The sequence below is a fragment of the Pseudomonas cichorii genome (assembly GCF_015471405.1).
Classification (GTDB): Bacteria; Pseudomonadota; Gammaproteobacteria; order Pseudomonadales; family Pseudomonadaceae; genus Aquipseudomonas; species Aquipseudomonas serbiensis.
Window position 1 is genome coordinate 24,186 of the sequence record NZ_BLVZ01000021.1, and the last position, 21,207, is coordinate 45,392.

Here is a 21,207-nt window from a genome sequence, read left to right on the forward strand (position 1 = left end):
GTCACGAACTAATGTTCAAGCACCAACGGATACAGCGACAGCACCAGCAACGCCGCCATCACGCCATTGAAGATCCGCAGGCCCAGCGGGTTGCGCAGAACGTTGCGCAGCAAACTGCCGAACCCCGCCCAGATGCCGACGCAAGGCAGACCGATCAGTGCAAATACCGACGCGATGACCAACACGTTGATGAAATAGCCTTCCATCGGCGTATAGGTACTGATCGCACCAATGGCCATGACCCAGGCCTTGGGATTGACCCACTGGAATAACGCCGCGCCCAGAAAACTCAAGGGTTCGCCACGCTGTTCAGTGGAATCGGAGGCTGGCCCCGAGGTCGCGATTTTCCACGCCAGATAAAGCAGATAGGCCGCACCCACATAACGCAGGATGGTGTAGAGAACAGGCCAGGTCTTGAACAGGCTGCCCAGACCAAAACCCACCGCCACTATCAGCACGAAAAAGCCGATACTGATCCCCACCATATGCGGCAGAGTGCGCTTGAAACCGAAGTTCACGCCTGAAGCCATCAGCATCATGTTGTTTGGGCCGGGTGTCACAGAGGAGACAAACGCAAACAGTGCGAAAGCCAGCAGAAGATCGAAAGAGAGAAGCATCAAGCTGTCCGGGGAGTGGTGAAATCAAGCGATCACCCTAACGGAGCATCATCTGCAAACAAACGGACAGTGGGTGAAACTTTTATCGGTACAGTTTCAATAAAATTCGGTTATCGAAAAATTGTCATTCCACCTTCAGCCGCGACGGCCATCCAGCAAGGCACCACGCTCAACGCTCACTTCACCTTCTTTATCGAACTGACGGACCTGCTGAATGGCGGGATCAGCCATCAGTTGCGCTTTACGGGCCTGGTATTCGTCGAACGACAGACCACGGCGGTTCAAGTCTTCAAGTGCCAGTTGATGAGTTTCTTCGACGGTGTAAGGACGCAACTCGACGGAGTGATGAGTGGAACAGCCGCCCAACAGCACAGCACTGAAGAACACGACAAGACCAAGAGCAAAGAAATGATTCATGGGAGCCTCCAGACTGACTCGTTTTCGGGAATGAACAAAGGTTAATCCCCGGCTCCCTCAGGCAAAAATCATCCGTCGTGATAGTAGCTATCGACTTTTGCGGAATGCTGAATCAAGACCTCACGCAACGCATGGGCGGCCGCTGACAGCTTGTGATCGGCCAGCATCATCAGACCGATGCGCCGCTCGATACGCGGCTCGACCAGAGCAATGCAGCGAGCGCCCAGTTCCTGCATCTGCTCGATGCACAACGCGGGCACCGCACTGACGCCCAGCCCATTGGCGACCATTCGCCCGATGGTGGACAACTGATGGCTCTCGAAAGCGACCGAAAGCTTGCCGTGCTGCGCAGCAATCGCCTGCTCCAGCAGCAGGCGCACGGCCGAAGGTCGTTGCAGGGCGATGAAGTCCTCGCGCAGCAGCTCGCGCCAGGTCAATTGCTTGCGCTCGGCCAGCGGCGAATCGGCTGCAACCACGGCGACAAAACGATCCATATAGAACGGCGTGAATACCAGCGAATTGCTCGACTCGGGCTCGAAACCGATGCCCAGCTCGACCCGACGATGGCGCACCATTTCCACCACCTGCTCGTTGATCACGTCATGCACTGCCACGTTGACCCGCGGATAGCGCCCGCGAAACACCTTCAACGCGCCCGGCAACAGATTGCCCGCGAACGCTGGCATCGCCGCCACCGACACTTTGCCCATCTGCAACGTGAAACGCTGACGCAGCAGCTCTTCGGTGTTGTCCCAGTCAGCCAGCAACTGACGCGCCAGTGGCAGCAGGGTTTCGCCTTCCGGGGTCAGGCTGACCGTGCGCGTGGTGCGCGTGAGCAGTTGCCCGCCCAGATCATCTTCCAGGCTCTTGATGGTCAGGCTCAAGGCCGGCTGCGACAGATGCAGTCGCTCTCCGGCCTGGGCAAAGCTCAGGCATTGGGCAACTGCCAGAAAAGCCCGAAGCTGTTTGACGTTCATATATTTGCTTTTATTATCAATTGATCAGAAAAACAAAATTAACAAATCACTGACCGGGAGAGAAGATGCACTCACACGGCCCCCTGTCGATGAACAATAAAAAGGCGGATCATCATGGCTGGACTCGATAAACGTGTCGCGACCTACGAAGAGGCCCTTGCCGGCCTGACCGATAACATGACGGTGCTGTGCGGCGGCTTCGGCCTGTGCGGTATCCCTGAAAACCTCATTGCGCAGATCAAGCGCATGGGCATCAAAGGCCTGACGGTGGTTTCCAACAACTGCGGTGTCGATGGTTTCGGCCTCGGCATCCTGCTGGAGGATCACCAGATCCGCAAAATGATCTCCTCCTATGTCGGTGAAAACGCGCTCTTCGAGCGGCAGTTGCTCAGCGGTGAGCTGGAAGTCGAACTCACTCCCCAAGGCACCCTGGCAGAAAAACTCCGCGCAGGCGGCGCTGGCATCCCGGCCTTCTACACCGCCACCGGTTACGGCACGCCCGTTGCCGAAGGCAAAGAAACCCGCCAGTTCAACGGGCGCAATGTGATTCTGGAAGAAGCCATCACCGGTGACTTCGCCCTTGTCAGGGGCTGGAAAGCCGACCACTTCGGCAACGTGATCTATCGCCATACCGCGCAGAACTTCAATCCGGTGGTTGCCACGGCAGGCCGGATCACCGTGGTCGAAGTCGAGGAAATCGTCGAGCCGGGCGTGCTGCTACCCACACAGATCCACACGCCCGGCATTTATGTCGACCGCGTGATTCAGGGCACCTTCGAGAAACGCATCGAACAACGCACCGTCAGGAAGTCCTGAGCAAATCGTATTCCCGGGCGTTTCCTCAGGCAGGAAGCGGCGTACAACAAAAAGAGATTTCAGACCATGGCACTTTCCCGCGAACAAATGGCTCAACGTGTCGCCCGTGAACTGAAAGACGGTTACTACGTCAATCTGGGCATCGGCATTCCGACGCTGGTCGCCAACTACGTCCCGAACGATATCGATGTGATGTTGCAATCGGAAAACGGCCTGCTGGGCATGGGCGAGTTTCCCACTGAAGAAACCATCGATGCCGACATGATCAACGCAGGCAAGCAAACAGTGACAGCGCGCATCGGCGCTTCGATTTTCTCCTCGGCCGAATCCTTCGCCATGATCCGTGGCGGTCATGTGGACCTGACGGTGCTGGGCGCTTTTGAAGTGGATGTCGAAGGCAACATCGCTTCATGGATGATCCCCGGCAAGCTGGTCAAGGGCATGGGTGGCGCGATGGATCTGGTGGCGGGCGCCGAGAACATCATCGTCACCATGACCCATGCCTCCAAGGACGGCGAATCCAAGCTGCTGCCGCGTTGCAGCCTGCCACTGACCGGTGCCGGTTGTATCCGGCGGGTGCTGACCGACCTTGCGTATCTGGAAATCGAGAACGGTGCCTTCATCCTGCGCGAACGTGCGCCAGGAGTCAGCGTGGAAGAGATCATCGCCAAGACGGCCGGCAAGCTGATAGTGCCGGATGATGTGATCGAAATGACATTCTGAAAGCCTTGGTTCACGCCACACGACCACGACAAACAGACCCGACTCCTTATACCGCAGGCCGCTCTCTTACAGCGGCCTGCTGCATTATTGCCTGGCAATACATGCAACTTAGTTAGTAGCACATTGCTACTGATGTCATTTCTATCCCCTCATTGAAAATACTTGTCTAAAGTGTCATGACCGGAGCGCGAAAACATCGCCAGAGGCCTGACCATGTCGGCTTTCAGAACAACGGACTTGTATCTCCTGCTCCTCTGCTACATCGCAAGCTCACCGAAAAACATTGTTGCCGGCCCTGTTTGTTGAGTTTGAATACCAGACCGGTAAAGACTGTCATCGGTCTCACGAATACAGCCCATTACAAACAAGAATTGGCTTATCCCCATCCATAAAAGTAAAACTGACCAGAAGAGGAACCCACTTGATGAATGTATTAACCGCTATTGCTCTGAGTCTGGCCGCTGGTTTTGCAGTTCCCTTGCAGGCGGGCACCAATGCCAGGTTGGGCACATTACTGGGACACCCCTTATGGGCTACGACTGTTTCGCTTTTGGTCAGCTTGATTGCGGTCTTCGCCGCCCTGTTGATATTCAAAGTTGAAAAGCCGAGCACTACGGCTTTACAAAGTGCTCCCTGGTGGGCCTGGTTAGGTGGCGTGGCCGGTGTTTTCTACATCACCATCGCACTGCTGATGGCACCTCGACTGGGAACTTTAAACTTCATGATGGCGGTTATTATCGGGCAGCTTGTGATTTCGTTATTGATTGATTACTTCGGTCTGGTCGGCCTCCCCCGCAGACCGGTCAACATTCAGAAGTTGTTCGGTGTTTTCATTGTCATTATCGGCTTCTTGATTACCACACGCAGTTAATCCGAGGCCCAGGATTTTCACCACATAAAAGGAAGTTAACAATGGCCGGTCAATCCGCAGCATACGATTCAATTGGCGAACGCTTCGAAGCGTTTACAGACAGCGCATCACAGCGTTCCGTCGAGACCCAGACGTTCTTTCACATGATGGGTGATGTGAAAGGCAAGTCCGTACTGGATCTGGCCTGTGGCTTCGGCTTTTTTGGCCGGGAGCTGTATCGCCAGGGAGCCAGCAAGGTAGTGGGGGTCGATATTTCCTCCTCGATGATCGAACTGGCTCGCAAGGAGTCCGAACGTAACAATGAGGCCATCGAATACATGGTTTCCAATGTGGCGGACATGGGGACATTGCCCCAGGCCCCCTTTGACCGGGTCAGCGCGGCCTGGCTGTTCAACTATGCGCAATCGATCGACGAACTGGAAAAAATGTTTGCGGTGGTGGCAAAGAACCTCAAGCCCGGTGGCAGGCTGATTGCCTATACCGTTGATCCTGGCTTTCAACTGGCACAGGGGAACTTCACCAAATACGGCGTCCATGTGCTCAACGAGCAGCCTCACAAGGGCGGCTTCCGTTGTGATGCAGAGTTCGTAACCCAGCCACCCAGCGCCTTCACCTTCTACCGCTGGAGCCGCGAGGCTTACGAGACCGCACTGTCCAAGGCCGGTTTTTCCACCTTCGAGTGGCAGAAGCCGATCATCTCAAAAGCCAATCGTGACAAATTCCCCGCCGGTTACTGGGATGACTTCGAGCGCAACTGCCTGCAGACCGGTCTGGTCTGTACACGCTAGCGATCCGACTCGCAGCCCCTCAGACGGGGCTGGCGATACTCCGTGATTCCCGCAGGAGGCACGTCTCAAATGGCGACAAATCATTCATTCACTCACTGGCCAGTCTTTGAAGGGCCGCTTACCCCTCAGATGACCGACAGGTATCTGATGGGGCTGCCCGAGCACTTTCAGCAACCCCGGAACATGTCGCTGCCCTTGGCGACCTGGAAACTGCTGGCTCAAGAGCCCACGGAGCGGCTGATCGAGCGCCTTGAGGATCCCGAAGCCACGCTGCAGGTCCGACTGGCAGCTGGCAAGTTGCTCGCGCAGACCGTGGACACGCGCATCAACGTATTCGACCCGCAGATGATTGATATCAGGGGCGGTAAGGTGTCAACAGGGCTGGCGGCCGATGAGGTCGATTCGGTCATGCAGGAAATGAGCGGGCTTGGCCTTGATCGATCCTGGATCGAAAAGGAAGTGCCCCGCCACGCGGTGACACTCCAACCTTACCGTATCGCCAGGTTTCCGCTCACCAACCTGGAATACCGGGCGTTTCTGGAGGACTCGATGCAACCCCGGATCCCGGATAACTGGCCTTTCGGGCAGTTTCCAACGGATCGGGCCAATCATCCGGTATTCGGCTTGACCGTCGAGGATGTCGAGGCCTACATCGACTGGCTCAACAGCCGTACCGGGCGTCAATTCCGCCTGCCACTGGAAGCGGAATGGGAATACGCCGCGGCCGGCCCCGGGAATCTGGTCTTTCCGTGGGGCAACAGCTTCCTGCCCGACCATTGCAATACGGCAGAGCTGGGGCTGTTCACTACATCCCCCATCGGCGCATTCAGCCAAGGTGCCTCCGCATTCGGCTGCATGGACATGGCGGGCAATGTCGAGGAATACGTCGCCGACGATTACGCCCCCTACCCTGGCGGTCAGGCAATCGAAGACGATCTGGTTACCGTTGTGGGTACTCATCGCGTCGCCCGGGGCGGGAGCTTCACCCGCTTCAGAGATCTGGCACGTAATTGCCGACGCCACGGCAAATACCCTCGAGCCATCTATGTCATGGGATTTCGCCTTGCAGAAACACCTTCGGCGTGAACCATTGCCCAAGTACACCCATAAAAAAAATAGCCTCATCACACAGTAAGAAGGTCAATCATGAAAACTGTCAAAGTGCGTAATAAAGTTGATATCCCTCTTAATGAAGGTCAATGCCCTGGCACGTTTTTCACCTTTAGCGGCCTCGATCCGAAACATGAGCATATTTTGATAAAGCTGGGACCCGACCGCCCGGAAAGTCCACTGGTACGTATCCACTCCGAATGCCTGACCGGGGATGTCTTCAGTTCCCAGCGCTGCGATTGCGGGCCTCAATTGACCGAGTCCATCAATCGCATGCATAAAGAAGGTGGCTATCTTATTTACTTGCGTCAGGAAGGCCGCGGCATCGGCTTGTATGCCAAACTTGAAGCTTATCGACTTCAAGACACGGGCCTGGATACATTTGAAGCCAATACGCACCTCAGTTTCCCGGAAGATGATCGGGACTTTTCTCTGGCAGCCAGCATGTTGAAAGCCGTGGGTATTACTGATTGCCGTATTATCACCAACAACCCCGAAAAAGTGTCGGCTCTGGAATCAAACGGCATACATGTTTCAGACGTCATTCCGACCGGCGTATTCATCACCGAACATAACCGAAACTATCTACAAGCCAAGATCGACAAGAAACAACACCGTATCGCCATTAGCAACTGACTGACTCTTTCTTACCGTCTGCCTTATACACAGGCTGACAGCGGCTGACTGAAATTCGAGTTTCCTACTTATCTAAAGGATATAGATCATGCGCCATTTCGGACCTATCAGCGGTATCAACGCTTTCAAAGATCGTTATGTAGCCACCGCGGGTTACGACAATCAGGTCATCTTGTGGGATGCCAGAACCAAAACTCCCATACAGCGTGTGCTGCATGACCACCTGGCCAATCAATGCGCATTCAATGCCGACGGTACGTTACTGGTCAGTGCCAGCAGCGACTACACGGCTCGCGTCTGGGAAGTGCCAGGCCTGCGCCTCAAGGCCGTGTTGATCGGGCATGAAGATGACATCGAGATGGCCGCGTTCTCGCCGGATGGCCAAACCATCGCGACCAGTTCACGCGATCACACGTTGCGTCTGTTCGATCTGCAAGGGCAGACCAGACACATCCTCAAAGGCCACAGTGCCGATGTGATTTCGGTCAGTTGGTCAGCCGACGGCCGTACACTGGTTTCAAGCAGTGACGATGGCTCGATTCGCCGCTGGTGCGCCCAGAGCGGTGCCCAGCTTGAACTCATCGATCTGGGCGGTGTGGAAACCGACACCGTTGCCCTGTCTCGGGACGGGATCATCTTCGCGGGTGACGATGAGGGCAAGGTTTCCCTCATCGATGCAAGCGGCACTCACCTGCACCCGGCCCATGCTGCCGGAATCAAACGCATCATCTGGGATGACGAGCAGCGTCTGCTGGTCAGCCTGAGCTACGACCGTTGCGTCATACTCTGGCACCTGGATGAGCACAACAATCTGGTCAAGACCGCACAGACTTCCCTGCCCAGCATCATCTGGCCACGCAGCTGTACGCTGCTGGGAACCGACCGCATCGCCTTCGTGACCTTTGGTTCCCGATACGCGACCTGGAACTTCAAGACCCAGGTCTGGGACCTGGATGGTATCGAGCCTGCGATCAGCCTGAATGCCGTGGCTGTCGTCAACGATGACATCTACAGCATTGGCGATGCCGGCATCCTGCACATCAATGGTCAGGCCAGCACTCACGCCGGCAGCCTCTGCAACTTCCTGCTGCCCTTCGGCGAAAGCGTTCTGACAGGCGGGCAGATGGGCACCGTCTTCGACGCCCGTACCGGGGACACGCTCTATCAGCATCGCTCTCCACTCAACTGCGGCACTACGTTCGAGAAAAACGGCCAGTTGCATGCGGCTATCGGGACGTACACCGGCGAAGCGCTTGTTTTTGCGCTGGAAGCCGGCCAGCCCCGCTTCGTCACCTCGATACAACTGCATGAGAATGCCATCAAGGGTATCGCTGCCGACGAGACGTTTCTGTTCAGCGTATGCGCCACTGCCGCGGCGGCTTTTCACCGGATCAGCGACTTCGGCCTGGAGCGCTACCTGGACAAGGCTCACGCCCGTATTTCCAACGGCTGCACCCGTATTGAAGATGGTTTTGCCAGCATCGGCAGGGACCTCAAGCTGCGCCTGTGGCGCAACGGTCAGGATGAGGTCTACGACACGCCTCACCAGCACTCGATCAAGTGCATCGCCATTTCCCCTGATCACACGCAGATCGCAACAGGCAGTTACGGCGGAACAGTGGCCATTTTCGATGTCGCCAAACGTCGCTGGGTGGCTGTAGAGAAACCGACGGCCAGCGGTATCTCCTGCATTTCCCACAACATCGACGGCACAGGCTTTCTGGCCAGCGCCTATGACGGGCGTATTTACCCGATCAACGTCCACGCCGGAGCACAGGCGCAGGTATGAACCACTTCACTGAATGCGACTTCCAGCACATGCAGCATGCATTGTCGCTGGCCGCACGTGGCAGTCACTCCACATGGCCCAACCCTCGGGTGGGCTGTGTGATTGCCCACGGAAACCAAGTGGTTGGCGAAGGCTGGCATCGCTGCGCTGGCGGGCCGCATGCCGAAGTCTTCGCGTTGCGTCAGGCCGGGGCACTGGCAAAAGGTGCCACGGCCTATGTGACGCTGGAGCCCTGCAGTCACGTAGGACGAACCGGCGCCTGCCACCAGGCCTTGATCGACAGTGGAATTGCCACGGTTGTCGTTGCCCATGAAGACCCTTTCGAGAAGGTCAACGGGCGCGGAATCGCGCAACTCCGTGAAGCCGGTATCGAGGTCAAGGTGGGGTTGTTCAGGACAGCGGCACGGGAACTCAATCGTGGTTTTCTGTCCAGTGTCGAACGACGAAGACCCTGGGTGCAGCTCAAGCTGGGCATGAGCCTGGATGGTCGCACGGCGCTGAGCAACGGTCGCTCGCAATGGATTTCCAGTCATCAGGCACGCAGCGATGTACAACTCTGGAGGGCGTCCAGTGCAGCTATCGTGACCGGCAGTGGCACTGTACTGGCTGATGACCCGCTGCTGACCGTACGCCATCTGTCTTCACCGGCAGCCTTGCCTCCGGTCCGGGTCGTGCTCGACAGCAAGGCCCGGGTGCCCGGCAACGCACGAGTATTCAACAGCCTGGCGCCCAGCCTGCATGTGGTCGGACTGGACGCTTCACCGGCTGAGTCCACAACCACGGGCAACGAAGTGTTGCGTTTGCAAAGTGACGAGAACGGAGTGGATCTTGCGCAGTTGATGCAAGTGCTCAGCGAGCGCGGCCTGCACGATGTATTCGTGGAGGCCGGCCCCACTCTGGCCGGTGCGCTGCTCAAGGCCGGCCTGGTGGACGAACTGCTGGTCTACATCGCACCACGTCTGCTGGGTGATATCGCCCGGCCGATGGTCCATCTACCGGAGTTGACCAGCCTTCATGACAGTCTGAATTTCAGTCTGTACGAAGTGACCAGCATCGGACCGGACCTGCGCTTGCGACTGCGCCCGGATCAGAACGAGACAGTGCGATGAGCGGCCGCCTGTGCGACCTGCTCACGTAGCCATTGATGCGCAGGGTCTTCGTTGAACCGGTGATGCCAGATCTGTACGAACGGAAACGGCGGAATGGTCAATGGAGGTGTGAGTTGTATGAGCGAATCGTCAAGAAGTGCCTCATCCAGCGTACGTGTGGCCACGGTGAGGATCAGGTCGGTATTGCTGATCATGCCTGGCGCCGTACGCCAGTGCGGCACACTGACGGCGATGCGTCGGTGCAGGCCCTGAGCACGCAACAGCGTGTCTACCTCACCCACGCTCCCATCCATGGAAACGGATATATGCGGACGCAACAGGTAATTTTCGAGATCGAGCGTTCCACCCGGCGGCAAGGTGTTGCGGTCGAGCAGGCACGAAAAGGTTTCCTCGAAAAGCGTAGCCTGGGCGATGTCGGTCGGCAGGTTGGGAAATACGCCCAGCGCCAGATCGATCTTGCCTTGAGCGACTTGCTCAAGCATTCCGTGACGGCTGCTCTGAGTGACGACCAGCGTTGTATTGGGCGCTTCCCGGCGAAAACGGACCAGCAATTTGGGCAAGACAATTGCCGCGCCGTAATCCGACATGGCCAGATTGAACGTGCGCCGGGACGTGGCGGGCTCAAAGGCAATCGAGCTGCCAAACAAGGCTTCGATCTGACTCAACAGATTCTTGAGAGGCGCCTGGAGGCTGATTGCCAGAGCACTCAGGAAGACCTCATTGCCCTTCCTGATCAGGATCGGATCATCAAGCAGACTGCGCAACTTGCTCAAGGAGTGACTGATGGCCGGCTGACTCAGATGCAATCGTTCGCCCGTGCGAGTGACATGCTTTTCTGTCAGAAGGGCATCGAGAATCACCAACAGATTCAAGTCGATATTACGCAATAAAACAGTAGCCATCCTTAGCCTTCCAACTTCGGGAGAGAGGGTGCTTCCTTGATTCCATAAGGAGAGCGAGATATGCCGCGACTCAACAGGATCATTGAGACCGCGCTTTATGTGAAAGATCTTACAGAAGCCAAGAATTTTTACTACAAGACCCTTGGGCTCGAAGTGATGGTGGAAAGCAACGTACTGGTTGCACTGAACGTTGGCGGGGCGAACGCCCTGCTGCTGTTCAAGCAAGGCGCCTCACTGGAGACCAAGCACCTGAGTGGCGGAGAAATCCCGCCTCATGATGCTCAGGGCCGAATCCATGTCTGCTTTGCCATCGACTCTGCGGATATGGCTCCCTGGACCGAGCGACTCACCCAGGCAGGCATTCCCATAGAAGGCCGGACCCAATGGCCAAAAGGCGGGTCGAGCATCTATTTCCGAGACCCGGACGACCATCTTGTGGAACTCCTCACGCCGGGTTGCTGGCCGATCTACTAAAAGCCATTCAAGGAAAATCCCAATGATTGATGTCGGTGCAGCGAAGCGCCACCCTCTCATCCTCCTGTTGTTCTCGGGGCTGATCATTCTGGGCGGCCTCTGGACATTTCGCACGAGCACGGCCCAGCCAGTGGACACTGCTGCGGTGAAGCCTGTGAAGGTAGCGGTTGCCCAGGTCGACAGCGCACCGTTCACCGACTATCTGGAAGCCATCGGCGAGCTGGAGGCTTTCCAGGAAGTCAGCGTACCTGCCGAGGTTGGTGGACGTATCGTCGACCTGCCCATCCGCTCAGGGCAACAGGTCGAGCGCGGTCAGGTGCTGGTGCGTCTGAACGATGCACGCCAGCGTGCAGACCTGGTGCGCCTGCAAGGCAAGATGAAAAACAGTCAGGCACGTCTGCAACGCGCACGCCAGCTCACCTCCCTCGATGCGATGTCTCGGCAGGAAGAAGGTGATGCACAAAGCGAATATCTGGCTGCAAAGGGGGCCTTGCAGGCACTCGAAGCCGAAATCGATCAGCTCACCATCAAGGCGCCCTTTGCCGGCACTCTGGGAATTCGCCAGGTGCATCTGGGCCAATATGTCACGCCAGGACAAACCCTGATCAATCTGGTGGGCAACGAGGGTTTCTACGTCAACTTCAGCGTGCCGGAACATGCCCTGCCCCACATCCAGCCCGGCCGGCCGCTGGAGGTCATACTCGACGCCCTGCCGGACCAACCGATAACGGGCATGGTCACGACACTGGACCCCATTCTTGACCGCTCGCGCATGATCAACGTTCAGGCACGCCTGCAACAGCCGCCCGAGACGGCACTGCCGCGCATGTTCGCGCGTGTGAAAGTGCCCCAGGCGCAGACCAGAGATGTGTTGACCGTACCGGAAACGGCAATCACCTATAACGCCTATGGCGAAGAGATCTATGTGCTTGAATCGGGACCGGATGCCCCGCAGGTCCCCAAAGTACGTCGGGTAGCAGTGAAGACCGGCGAACGCCGCGATGGTCGGGTCATCATCGAGCAGGGTGTGCTGCGCGATGACCGCGTGGTGGTTTCGGGGCAGTTGAAGCTCAGTGACGGTGCCGTGATCGAACCGGTGGGCAAGAGCGTGCTCGACACTTCGGCCTCGCACCGGCATGACACCTTCAAGGGAGCTGAGCTGTGAAGTTCACGGATGTCTTTGTCAAACGCCCAGTGCTTGCACTGGTGGTCAGCCTGTTGATCGTACTGGCCGGGCTCAAGGCCTATCAGGACTTGACGGTTCGTCAGTATCCGCTTCTGGAAAGCTCGACCATCAGCGTGAGCACCGAGTACCCCGGCGCACCGGCCGAACTGATGCAGGGGTTCGTGACCCAGCCTCTGAACCAGTCCCTGGCCTCGGTCCAGGGCGTTGACTACGTCAGTTCGTCATCGGTGCAGGGACGCAGCCTCATCACCTTGCGTCTGGGGCTGAACCAGGACTCAGGCAAGACCTTGAGCGAGGTGATCGCCAAGGTCAATCAGGTCAAGTATCGCTTGCCCGAACAAGCCTATGACCCGGTCATCGAACGTTCCGCCGGGGATGCCACAGCCGTGGCCTACGTAGGCTTTTCAAGCGACCGCATGAGCGTGCCCGCGTTGAGCGATTACCTTGACCGGGTTGTTCAGCCACTGTTTTCCGGCATTGACGGCGTGGCCAAAGTCCAGACATTCGGCGGCCAGCGCCTGGCCATGCGGCTCTGGCTGGACCCCGTACGACTGGCTGGCCACGGCATCAGCGCCGAAGATGTCGAGCGGGCGATCAAGGCCAATAACTTCCAGGCAGCGCCAGGCCAGATAAAAGGCCAGTACGTTGTCAGCTCGATTCAGGTCAACACTGACCTGAGCAGCCTGAAAGACTTTCGCGACATGGTCATCAGCAATCATGCAGACCGTTTATTGCGCCTGCGCGATGTGGGCAGCGTAGAGCTGGGGTCGGCAGCCTACGAAACCAGCGCTCTGATGGACGGCAAACCCGCCGTGCATCTTGGCCTTTATGCGACACCGGACGGGAACCCGCTGTCGATAGTTGCAGCCATCAGGCAACTGCTGCCCGAAATCGAAAAGACTTTGCCACCGGGAGTGCAGGTAGCCCTGGCCTTTGAAACCGCAAATTTCATCCACGCCTCTATCGTCGAAGTGATCGAAACACTTATCGAGGCCACGCTGATCGTCGTGCTGATCATTTATCTGTGCCTTGGGTCGGTACGCAGCGTACTGATCCCCATTATCAGCATCCCGCTGTCAATGCTCGGTGCGCTGGGACTCATGGCGCTGTTCGGGTTCAGTATCAACCTGCTGACCCTGCTTGCCATGGTGCTGGCAATCGGGCTGGTAGTGGACGACGCCATTGTGGTCATGGAAAACATTCACCGCCACATCCGCGAAGGCCGCACGCCCTGGGAGGCTGCGCTGGTGGGCGCACGGGAAATCGCCTCTGCAGTCATTGCCATGACCATTACCCTGGCGGCCGTCTACATGCCGATCGGGTTGATGGCGGGCCTCACAGGCACACTGTTCAAGGAGTTCGCCTTGACGCTTGCCGGCTCGGTGCTGGTGTCCGGAGTCATTGCGCTGACCCTGACTCCCGTCCTTTGCACCCGGCTATTGCCATCCGGACAGAACGAAACGCGCATGAGTCAGCGCGCCGAGGCTTTTTTCAGGCATCTGTCCCGACGTTACCAACGGGCACTGATCACCTCGCTTCGCCTGCGTGGCATCGTTCTGGCCTTTGCAGCGCTGGTCCTGGTCAGCCTGCCCTGGCTGTATGGCATGGCCGCCAAAGAGCTGGCCCCCAACGAGGATCAGGGCAATCTGCTGCTGGCGATCAAGTCACCGCAAAACGCCAGCCTCGATTATGTGGAGCGCTATGCCTACCAGTTGAGCGACATCATGAGCCAGCTGGACGAAACATCCAGCACCTGGATCATCAACGGTACCGATGGGGTGGCAGCCAGTTTCGCCGGCGTCAACTTCGCTTCGTGGGATGAGCGCACACGCAGCGCCGTACAGATCCAGAGCGAGTTGCAGCATGCGGTGGATGCTGCCGAAGGCAATGCCGTCTTTGTATTCCAGTTGCCAGCCTTGCCGGCATCAAGCGGAGGTCTGCCCGTGCAGTGGGTCATTCGCACGACCCAGGACTATCGCGTACTGCACGAGACAATGGAGGATCTTAAACAGCGGGCGCGTGACAGCGGGCTGTTCGCGGTGGTCGACAGTGACCTTGCGTTCAATAATCCGGTAGTCCGGGTGCGCATCGACCGCAGCAAGGCCAATAGTCTGGGCATTCGCATGCAGGACATCGGTAACACCCTGATGGTGCTGATGGGCGAGAACTACACGAATCGTTTCGGGCTGCAAGGGCGTTCCTATGACGTCATCCCCCAGAGCTCGGCAGGCCAGCGCCTGACACCTCAGGCCCTCAACAATATCTACGTCAGTACCGATCAGGACCGTCAGATACCGCTTTCCAGTGTGGTCACCCTGGAACGTGACATTCAGCCCAATGCACTCAAGCAGTTCAATCAGCAGAACGCTGCGACCTTCCAGGCCATTCCGGCACCGGGCGTCAGCCTGGGACAGGCTGTGGCGTTTCTGCAGGCACAAGGCGAAAGCCTGCCGGCCGGTTTCAGTCAGGACTGGCAGGCCGATGCCAGGCAATTCATTCATGAAGGCAACTCATTGCTGATCGCCTTCCTGTTTGCCCTTGTGGTGATTTTCATGGTGCTGGCCGCTCAATACGAAAGCCTGATCGATCCGCTGATCATCCTGATCACCGTGCCGCTGTCGATCTGCGGAGCACTGATTCCACTGGCCATGGGGCTGGCAAGCGTAAACATCTATACCCAGATCGGCCTGGTCACCCTGGTGGGGTTGATCAGCAAACACGGGATTCTGATGGTGGAGTTCGCCAATGAGTTGCGGGTGCTCAGAAGTTGCACGGCGGCTACAGCGATCGTGCAGGCATCGCGCATTCGCCTAAGGCCGATCCTGATGACCACGGCGGCGATGGTCGTGGGTCTGATCCCTTTGTTGTTCGCCAGCGGAGCGGGCGCCAACAGCCGCTTTGGCCTCGGTCTGGTGATCGTTGTCGGCATGCTGGTGGGCACCCTGTTCACGCTGTTCGTGCTGCCATCCATTTACACAGTGTTGTCGCGTGTTCACACACCGCATGGCAGCCGGGATACGTTGAACACCCAAGCGGGTCCAGTCGCCAGCAAGCTGCCTCCCACGGCCCTCTGACTGGCTTGCAACACTTAACGCATGCAGAGCCAATGAATTCCCGCCGAGGGTTTCAGGTAGAAAAACGGGCAAGGTCGGCAAGGCCTTGTCCATGACAGGATTTGCTAGCCTTGAGCGTGGAGGCTCGCTGGCGATCCGACTGGCCTGGATGCCCGTACGACAAATCAGAGAGCCCTCCTCCCATAACAATAATCAGAGGTACTCTCCACGTGGCCACTCATATAGAAGAAAGCCGCTCCGCCCGCTTTGCCCTGCGCTGTGCCGCCTGGGCCGAGCGCTGGTTCCCCGACTCCTGGGTCTTTGCCGCACTGGCGGTAGCCATCGTCACTCTTGCGACACTGGCCATCGGCGCCAGGCCGGCCGAAGCGGCCAAGGCGTTCGGTGACGGTTTCTGGAGCCTGATTCCCTTCACCATGCAGATGGCTTTCGTGGTCATTGGTGGCTATGTGGTCGCCAGTTCACCGCCTGCGGTACGTCTGATAGACCGGCTTGCACGTATCCCGAAAAACGGCCGCTCCGCCGTGGCCTGGGTGGCACTGATTTCCATGCTGGCTTCGTTGCTGAACTGGGGACTTTCGCTGGTGTTCGGCGGGTTGCTGGTGCGTGCCCTCGCCCGTCGCACCGACCTGCGCATGGACTATCGCGCCGCTGGCGCTGCGGCTTATCTCGGGCTCGGCGCAGTCTGGGCACTTGGCCTCTCGTCATCGGCGGCACAACTGCAGGCCAACCCTGGCAGCCTGCCGCCGTCGATTCTGGCGATCACTGGCGTGATCCCCTTCACCGAGACTATTTTCCTCTGGCAGTCAGGCGTCATGCTCGCAGCACTGGTGGTCATTTCACTGATCGTCGCCTATGCCACGGCGCCCGGCCCGAATACCGCCAAGGATGCCAAGGCCTGTGGCGTTGACCCGGCCTTCAATCTGCCGCCCTTGCCACCACGCTCACGGCCCGGCGAATGGCTGGAATACAGCCCGCTGCTGATCATACTGATGGTTTTGCTGGGTGCAGGCTGGCTGTTCAACGAGTTCTCGACCAAGCCTGCAATTACCGCGATTTCAGGGCTGAACACCTACAATTTCCTGTTCATCATGCTCGGCGCACTCCTGCACTGGCGCCCGCGCAGCTTTCTGGATGCCGTAACCCGCGCAGTGCCAACCACCACGGGCGTGCTGATCCAGTTCCCGCTCTATGGCTCGATCGCCGCATTGCTGACCACCGTCAAAGGCAGCGATGCCCAGACCCTGGCGCACTATATCTCGACCTTTTTCACCAGCATTGCCACCCACGACACCTATGCCGTACTGATGGGCATCTACTCAGCGGTGCTGGGATTCTTCATTCCGTCGGGGGGCGGCAAGTGGATCATCGAGGCACCCTATGTGATGCAGGTCGCCAATGAACTGCAGTATCACCTTGGCTGGGCCGTGCAGATCTACAATGCGGCCGAAGCCCTCCCCAACCTGATCAACCCGTTCTACATGCTGCCACTGCTGGGTGTGCTGGGGTTGAAAGCTCGCGACCTGATAGGCTTCTCGTTCGTGCAATTACTGGTGCATACGCCGCTGGTGCTGGTCTTGCTGTGGGCGCTCGGCACAACGCTGACCTATATCCCGCCGATGATGCCGTCACCATAATCGGCCACCGGAACCAGGCCCAGCAACTGGCGCAACTCATGAGCGCGCTCTGTCCCCAGAGCCGTCTCATAGCAACGCTGGGCCTCTTCCCACAAGGCCTGGGACTCAAGCAGTTTATCCACGCCGCTCTGGGTCAGGCGCACCCGGCGGCTGCGCCTGTCGTCGGGGTCCACCTCAACGGCGACAAACCCTTCACGCTCCAGTGGCTTGAGATTCTGGGCCAGGGCCGAACGGTCCAACACCAACAACATGGCCAGTTCAGTCATGCTCAGGGCCTGATTACGGGCGATCTGCATCAGGATCGAGCGTTGCGTCGAACGCAGGCCGCAAGGCGCCATGATCGCGTCATACAACTGGCAGATACGCCGACTCGCCCGGCGCAGGCTGGTGGCATGACAGATCACCTGAGCCGGGATCTGCAAGCCTTCGGGGATACGCAACACGGCAGGCTGGACCGTTTTCTCGTTCATGAGGGCTCCACACAAAAGCGGCTTTGTGGCTGAAAGAACGCAATGCTGGCATATCCCCGCAGATTCAGACAGAGCCAGAGGGCTGAATCATTGTTTCAGTTTATCTATGCCTCGAAAGCATAGTCCCGCTCGACCTTGCAAACTCTGGTGGTACAGGCCTGATACCAGTGAGCGCGTCCCAGCTCTCGCACCTGTGCATGTTCGATGTGCTGCTTCCACGCCAGGATCGCTTGCTCATCGGTCCAGTAGGAAACGGTAATACCCAAGCCGTCTTCGCCGCGTGTCGACTCCACCCCCAGAAAACCCGGTTGCTCCCTGGCCAGTTCGACCATCCTGTGGGCGGCCACTTCATACTCATGGGCTCCTTGCAGCGTGCGCAGCGACGTGAAGATCACCGCGTAATAAGGTGTTGGAAAGCGGGCGGCGATCATGGGCATGCTCCTTCTACGCGATGGGCACAGGCTCGAACGAAAGTTGTAACCAGCGCGGGAACCACGCCCTGCAAGGCAGCCCGCTCCGGCTGGAACAGCGTGGCGACAAAAAACGGATGGCCTTGCAGCTCGATACTGCGGATATCCCCTTCAGGTCCGCGGCCACTGACCTTCAGCGTATCGCCAAACATTGAGGTTGCCAGTTCAGGGCGCAAGCCATAGCTGCATCGATAGCGTTCAGCGATTTCAGACACACCGTAAGCCTTGGCGATCAACGAATCAGGTACGAGATGAATGGGAGCCGTGGCCTCAACCAACGAACAACTCAAAGGCGTAATGATGGCGTGAGGTGAATCCGGTGAGGTTTCGCCATGCTCGGCATCCTGCCAGCCCAGGTGATTGCGTGCATATTCGATCAAGGCATGCTGAAATCCGCCACAGGTGCCCAGAAAGGGTATCTGCCGCTCACGCGCAAAACGGATAGCATTCAACGCGCCCTGCATATCCCGATAAGGACTGGCGGGTACGCACCAGATACCGTCGAAACCGGCGAGGATTTCGCCCTCACCGATCCCCGGTGTCGGCAGCCATTGATGTTGCACCTGAACACTGACAACCTCGGCCACCATGTTCAGCGCCAAAGGAATTGCCTGATGCGCTGGCACTTCTGCATCGAAATCCCCCACCAGACCGATTCGTAGCGTCTTGCCTTTCCCGTCCAGCATGTCCATCTCCCCCCATGTAATGTTGGGGGGACTATAGGCGTGCCTGAGCGCAATCAGAATTGGCACTCAGGCAAGTATTCATTGCCTGAGTGCATATTCAACTCCTCAGGCATGAACAGGCGTCAGAACCGGCTGCCCCGAGAAAAACGCCAGCAGGTTCTTGTTGACCATCAAGACCATATCCTTCGATGCCTCGGGGGACAGACCGCCGACATGGGGCGTCAGCACGACGTTATCCAGAGCCTTGAAGACATCCGGCACGTGCGGCTCGTCATCGAAAACATCCAGGCCTGCACCGGCGATCCGGCGCTGTTGCAAGGCCTCGACCAACGCTTGCGTATCGACGACGCTGGCCCGGGCGATATTCACGAGATAGCCCTGCGGCCCCAACGCATCGAGAACCTGAGCATCGATCAAATGCAGCGTGCCATTGCCGCCCGGTGTCGAAATGATCAGGAAGTCCGAAGCGGCCGCCAGTTCGAGAGCAGTCGCATACCACAGGTAATCCACATCATTGCGCGCGTTACGGTTGTGATACTGGATAGACATGTCGAATGCCTGAGCCCGCCTGGCAATGGCCAGCCCGACCGCTCCGAGCCCTACAATCCCCAGGCGCTTGCCGGCAAATGACGGGCACGTGACCTTGCGCCACTCACTGCGCCGCACAGATGCATCGTTCTGAGGGATATCACGCACGATCGACAGCAACAGCGCCATCGTATGGTCAGCCACGGTCGGCGCATTGACCCCGGCGCCATTGGTCACGGTAATGCCGCGTGCCTGGGCAGCCGCAAGGTCGACCTTCTCATAACCGGCACCCGACACACAGATGATCCGCAAATGAGGCAGCGCGTCCATTTCCTCGGCAAACAGCCCCAGAGGCCCGCGGGTCATTACAGCGGAAATTTCATGGCCATGCTCAGCAATGGCCTCGGCACGCAAAGCGGCCGTGGGCGCACGGATCAAGCGAAAACCGCTGCTCTCCAGAATCGGCAAATATTCATTAACGCTCTCGACCAGTACCAGTACCGTCGTCATGCACTTTTCCTTAACGGGTCATGAAAAGACTGACAGTAACGCGACTTGGGAAGATTGGGCAGAGGAGATGCTCTGTGTAGTCTTAAAAATCAATTCATGCAGGAAAAGATCTGAGGTTGCCAGCGTTGGCTCATACGCGATTTGAATCGTCATCCCATTTCCTGTAAATGCTGTTAATGCTTCACGCTGTGGCTTCGTCATGACCCTTCATGCAAATAAGGAACAAGCAGATCATGCAAGGATTTTCCCTATTCCCGTCTCACAAAAAACCTTTGAACCGTTTGTTGGCAACCGCACTTATGGCGGGTGTGATGCTGTCGGCAGGTACGGCATCGGCAGCCGATGCTCCGGGCAAGGTGATAAGTGAGAAGAACGGTTTGCCCTGGCCTGCGGTCATTGCGCACCGCGGGGCGTCGTACGATGCGCCGGAAGAAACCATCCCGGCCTACACCCTGGCACGGGATCTGGGCGCGGACTATCTGGAAATGGACCTTCAGCGTACCAAGGACGGGGTATTGATTGCCCTGCATGACGACACACTCGACCGCACCACCAATATCGCCCAGGTATATCCGAAACGCAGCAAGGACCCGGTCAGCAGCTTCACATTGGCTGAACTCAAGGAGCTGGATGCCGGCACCTGGTTCAACAAGGCCTATCCGTCACGCGCCCGCGACAGTTACGCGGGCCTGCAAATTCTGACCCTGGATGAAGTGATCGATATCGCCGAAGGTGGCGCGAACAAACCGGGCCTGTATATCGAAACCAAAGTCCCTGCCCAGTTTCCGGGCATCGAAGCCGACCTGAAGAAAGCCCTGGCCAAGCGCGGCTGGCTCAGCCCGCGTCCGGCAGCGGCGGCAGGTCATGTGAATGTCGCCCAGACACCGGGGCGCGTAGTGTTGCAGACCTTCGACAAATCCAGCCTGGTACTGCTGCAAAAGGAAATGCCCAAGGTTCCCAAAGTGCTGCTGCTCTGGATTGGTGAAGGCTCGATAGAGCCCAAATCCAACGTACCTTTCAAGGACTCGGGCTTCAAGGACAAGGCCAGCTATTACGCCGCACAGGAAATCAAATCCCAGGAAGAATTCGTGGCCTGGATCGACTGGGCCAAGGCCCATGGTGCCATCGGTACTGGCCCATCCTCGCAGCTCACCGATGGCGGCGACCAGAGCTACATGGATCTGGTCAAGCCATGGATGAACAACGTCACCCACGACAAAGGCATGGTGGTTCATCCCTATACCGTGGATGAAGCGGTGGACTTCAAGCAGATCAGCGCTGCGGGGGCCGATGGCTTCTTTACCAACCGCACCACGGAACTCCTGAAGTTCTATGGCCGTCCTGCCAAAGACAGCATCGATGCGATTCTCAAGCGTAACGGCTACTGATCGAACCACAGACTGCGCCACTCAATGATGTC

The 21,207-nt window shown here is 57.9% G+C and carries 21 protein-coding genes; 13 read left to right on the forward strand and 8 right to left on the reverse strand.

Annotated features, from left to right (window positions below; genetic code table 11):
• Window positions 1–8: 8 nt before the first annotated feature.
• The 3 genes from JL015_RS25685 to JL015_RS25695 all read right to left on the reverse strand — a co-directional run bounded on the left by JL015_RS25685 (window position 9) and on the right by JL015_RS25695 (window position 2,011).
• Window positions 9–617 carry a LysE family translocator gene (locus JL015_RS25685; RefSeq protein ID WP_201020456.1) on the reverse strand — a complete coding sequence of 203 codons (609 nt, stop codon included), beginning with the start codon at window positions 615–617 and terminating at the stop codon, window positions 9–11.
• A 135-nt stretch (window positions 618–752) separates the two neighbouring features.
• Window positions 753–1,034, reverse strand: a complete 282-nt coding sequence (locus JL015_RS25690) for a hypothetical protein (protein WP_201020457.1) — start codon at window positions 1,032–1,034, stop codon at window positions 753–755.
• 68 nt (window positions 1,035–1,102) lie between these two features.
• The gene (locus JL015_RS25695) at window positions 1,103–2,011 is read right to left on the reverse strand and encodes a LysR family transcriptional regulator (RefSeq protein WP_201020458.1); all 909 of its coding nucleotides are present in this window, start codon (window positions 2,009–2,011) and stop codon (window positions 1,103–1,105) included.
• A gap of 114 nt (window positions 2,012–2,125) precedes the next feature.
• Here JL015_RS25695 and JL015_RS25700 point away from each other — a divergent pair, with 114 nt between their 5' ends.
• From JL015_RS25700 to ribD, 8 genes are all read left to right on the forward strand, one after another.
• Complete coding sequence (locus JL015_RS25700; protein WP_201006648.1) at window positions 2,126–2,827, forward strand: CoA transferase subunit A; 702 nt, start codon at window positions 2,126–2,128, stop codon at window positions 2,825–2,827.
• A 66-nt stretch (window positions 2,828–2,893) separates the two neighbouring features.
• Window positions 2,894–3,550, forward strand: coding sequence for a CoA transferase subunit B (locus JL015_RS25705; RefSeq protein WP_201006649.1), 657 nt, complete (start codon window positions 2,894–2,896; stop codon window positions 3,548–3,550).
• Between the two features lie 424 nt (window positions 3,551–3,974).
• Entirely contained in the window at window positions 3,975–4,421 is a 447-nt protein-coding gene (locus JL015_RS25710; protein ID WP_201006650.1) for a DMT family transporter, read from the forward strand.
• Between the two features lie 41 nt (window positions 4,422–4,462).
• Window positions 4,463–5,209 (forward strand): class I SAM-dependent methyltransferase, encoded by a 747-nt coding sequence (locus JL015_RS25715; RefSeq protein ID WP_201020459.1) that lies wholly within the window; start codon window positions 4,463–4,465, stop codon window positions 5,207–5,209.
• Between the two features lie 69 nt (window positions 5,210–5,278).
• Window positions 5,279–6,295, forward strand: a complete 1,017-nt coding sequence (locus JL015_RS25720; protein WP_201020460.1) for a formylglycine-generating enzyme family protein — start codon at window positions 5,279–5,281, stop codon at window positions 6,293–6,295.
• Window positions 6,296–6,355: 60 nt separating this feature from the next.
• Window positions 6,356–6,955, forward strand: coding sequence for a GTP cyclohydrolase II (locus tag JL015_RS25725; protein ID WP_201006655.1), 600 nt, complete (start codon window positions 6,356–6,358; stop codon window positions 6,953–6,955).
• A gap of 88 nt (window positions 6,956–7,043) precedes the next feature.
• Window positions 7,044–8,744: a WD40 repeat domain-containing protein gene (locus JL015_RS25730; protein ID WP_201020461.1), complete on the forward strand. Its 1,701-nt coding sequence runs from the start codon at window positions 7,044–7,046 to the stop codon at window positions 8,742–8,744.
• Complete coding sequence (gene ribD, locus JL015_RS25735) at window positions 8,741–9,853, forward strand: bifunctional diaminohydroxyphosphoribosylaminopyrimidine deaminase/5-amino-6-(5-phosphoribosylamino)uracil reductase RibD (RefSeq protein ID WP_201020462.1); 1,113 nt, start codon at window positions 8,741–8,743, stop codon at window positions 9,851–9,853. The genes JL015_RS25730 and ribD overlap by 4 nt, the downstream gene beginning before the upstream one ends.
• On the opposite strand, the gene JL015_RS25740 is transcribed toward ribD, so the two are convergent.
• Window positions 9,832–10,755, reverse strand: coding sequence for a LysR family transcriptional regulator (locus tag JL015_RS25740; protein WP_201020463.1), 924 nt, complete (start codon window positions 10,753–10,755; stop codon window positions 9,832–9,834). The two genes, ribD and JL015_RS25740, sit on opposite strands and share 22 nt — an antisense overlap.
• Window positions 10,756–10,815: 60 nt before the next feature.
• On the opposite strand from JL015_RS25740, the gene JL015_RS25745 reads away from it, so the two are divergent.
• The 4 genes from JL015_RS25745 to JL015_RS25760 all read left to right on the forward strand — a co-directional run bounded on the left by JL015_RS25745 (window position 10,816) and on the right by JL015_RS25760 (window position 17,123).
• The gene (locus JL015_RS25745; RefSeq protein ID WP_201020464.1) at window positions 10,816–11,229 is read left to right on the forward strand and encodes a VOC family protein; all 414 of its coding nucleotides are present in this window, start codon (window positions 10,816–10,818) and stop codon (window positions 11,227–11,229) included.
• Between the two features lie 22 nt (window positions 11,230–11,251).
• Window positions 11,252–12,394: an efflux RND transporter periplasmic adaptor subunit gene (locus JL015_RS25750; protein ID WP_201020465.1), complete on the forward strand. Its 1,143-nt coding sequence runs from the start codon at window positions 11,252–11,254 to the stop codon at window positions 12,392–12,394.
• Window positions 12,391–15,489, forward strand: coding sequence for a MexW/MexI family multidrug efflux RND transporter permease subunit (locus JL015_RS25755; protein ID WP_201020466.1), 3,099 nt, complete (start codon window positions 12,391–12,393; stop codon window positions 15,487–15,489). The genes JL015_RS25750 and JL015_RS25755 overlap by 4 nt, the downstream gene beginning before the upstream one ends.
• Before the next feature lie 209 nt (window positions 15,490–15,698).
• Window positions 15,699–17,123 carry a short-chain fatty acid transporter gene (locus JL015_RS25760; RefSeq protein WP_201020467.1) on the forward strand — a complete coding sequence of 475 codons (1,425 nt, stop codon included), beginning with the start codon at window positions 15,699–15,701 and terminating at the stop codon, window positions 17,121–17,123.
• Here the strand turns inward: JL015_RS25760 and JL015_RS25765 are convergent.
• From JL015_RS25765 to JL015_RS25780, 4 genes are all read right to left on the reverse strand, one after another.
• Window positions 17,093–17,593 carry a MarR family winged helix-turn-helix transcriptional regulator gene (locus tag JL015_RS25765; RefSeq protein ID WP_201020468.1) on the reverse strand — a complete coding sequence of 167 codons (501 nt, stop codon included), beginning with the start codon at window positions 17,591–17,593 and terminating at the stop codon, window positions 17,093–17,095. The genes JL015_RS25760 and JL015_RS25765 overlap by 31 nt on opposite strands.
• Before the next feature lie 104 nt (window positions 17,594–17,697).
• On the reverse strand, window positions 17,698–18,024 hold the full coding sequence (locus JL015_RS25770; protein ID WP_201020469.1) for an antibiotic biosynthesis monooxygenase family protein: 327 nt from the start codon (window positions 18,022–18,024) through the stop codon (window positions 17,698–17,700).
• Window positions 18,021–18,755: a CTP synthase C-terminal region-related (seleno)protein gene (locus JL015_RS25775; protein ID WP_201020470.1), complete on the reverse strand. Its 735-nt coding sequence runs from the start codon at window positions 18,753–18,755 to the stop codon at window positions 18,021–18,023. Before JL015_RS25775 ends, JL015_RS25770 begins: the two co-directional genes overlap by 4 nt.
• A gap of 99 nt (window positions 18,756–18,854) precedes the next feature.
• Window positions 18,855–19,787, reverse strand: coding sequence for a 2-hydroxyacid dehydrogenase (locus tag JL015_RS25780; protein ID WP_201020471.1), 933 nt, complete (start codon window positions 19,785–19,787; stop codon window positions 18,855–18,857).
• 233 nt (window positions 19,788–20,020) lie between these two features.
• On the opposite strand from JL015_RS25780, the gene JL015_RS25785 reads away from it, so the two are divergent.
• Window positions 20,021–21,175: a glycerophosphodiester phosphodiesterase gene (locus JL015_RS25785; protein ID WP_201020472.1), complete on the forward strand. Its 1,155-nt coding sequence runs from the start codon at window positions 20,021–20,023 to the stop codon at window positions 21,173–21,175.
• Window positions 21,176–21,207 lie beyond the last annotated feature (32 nt).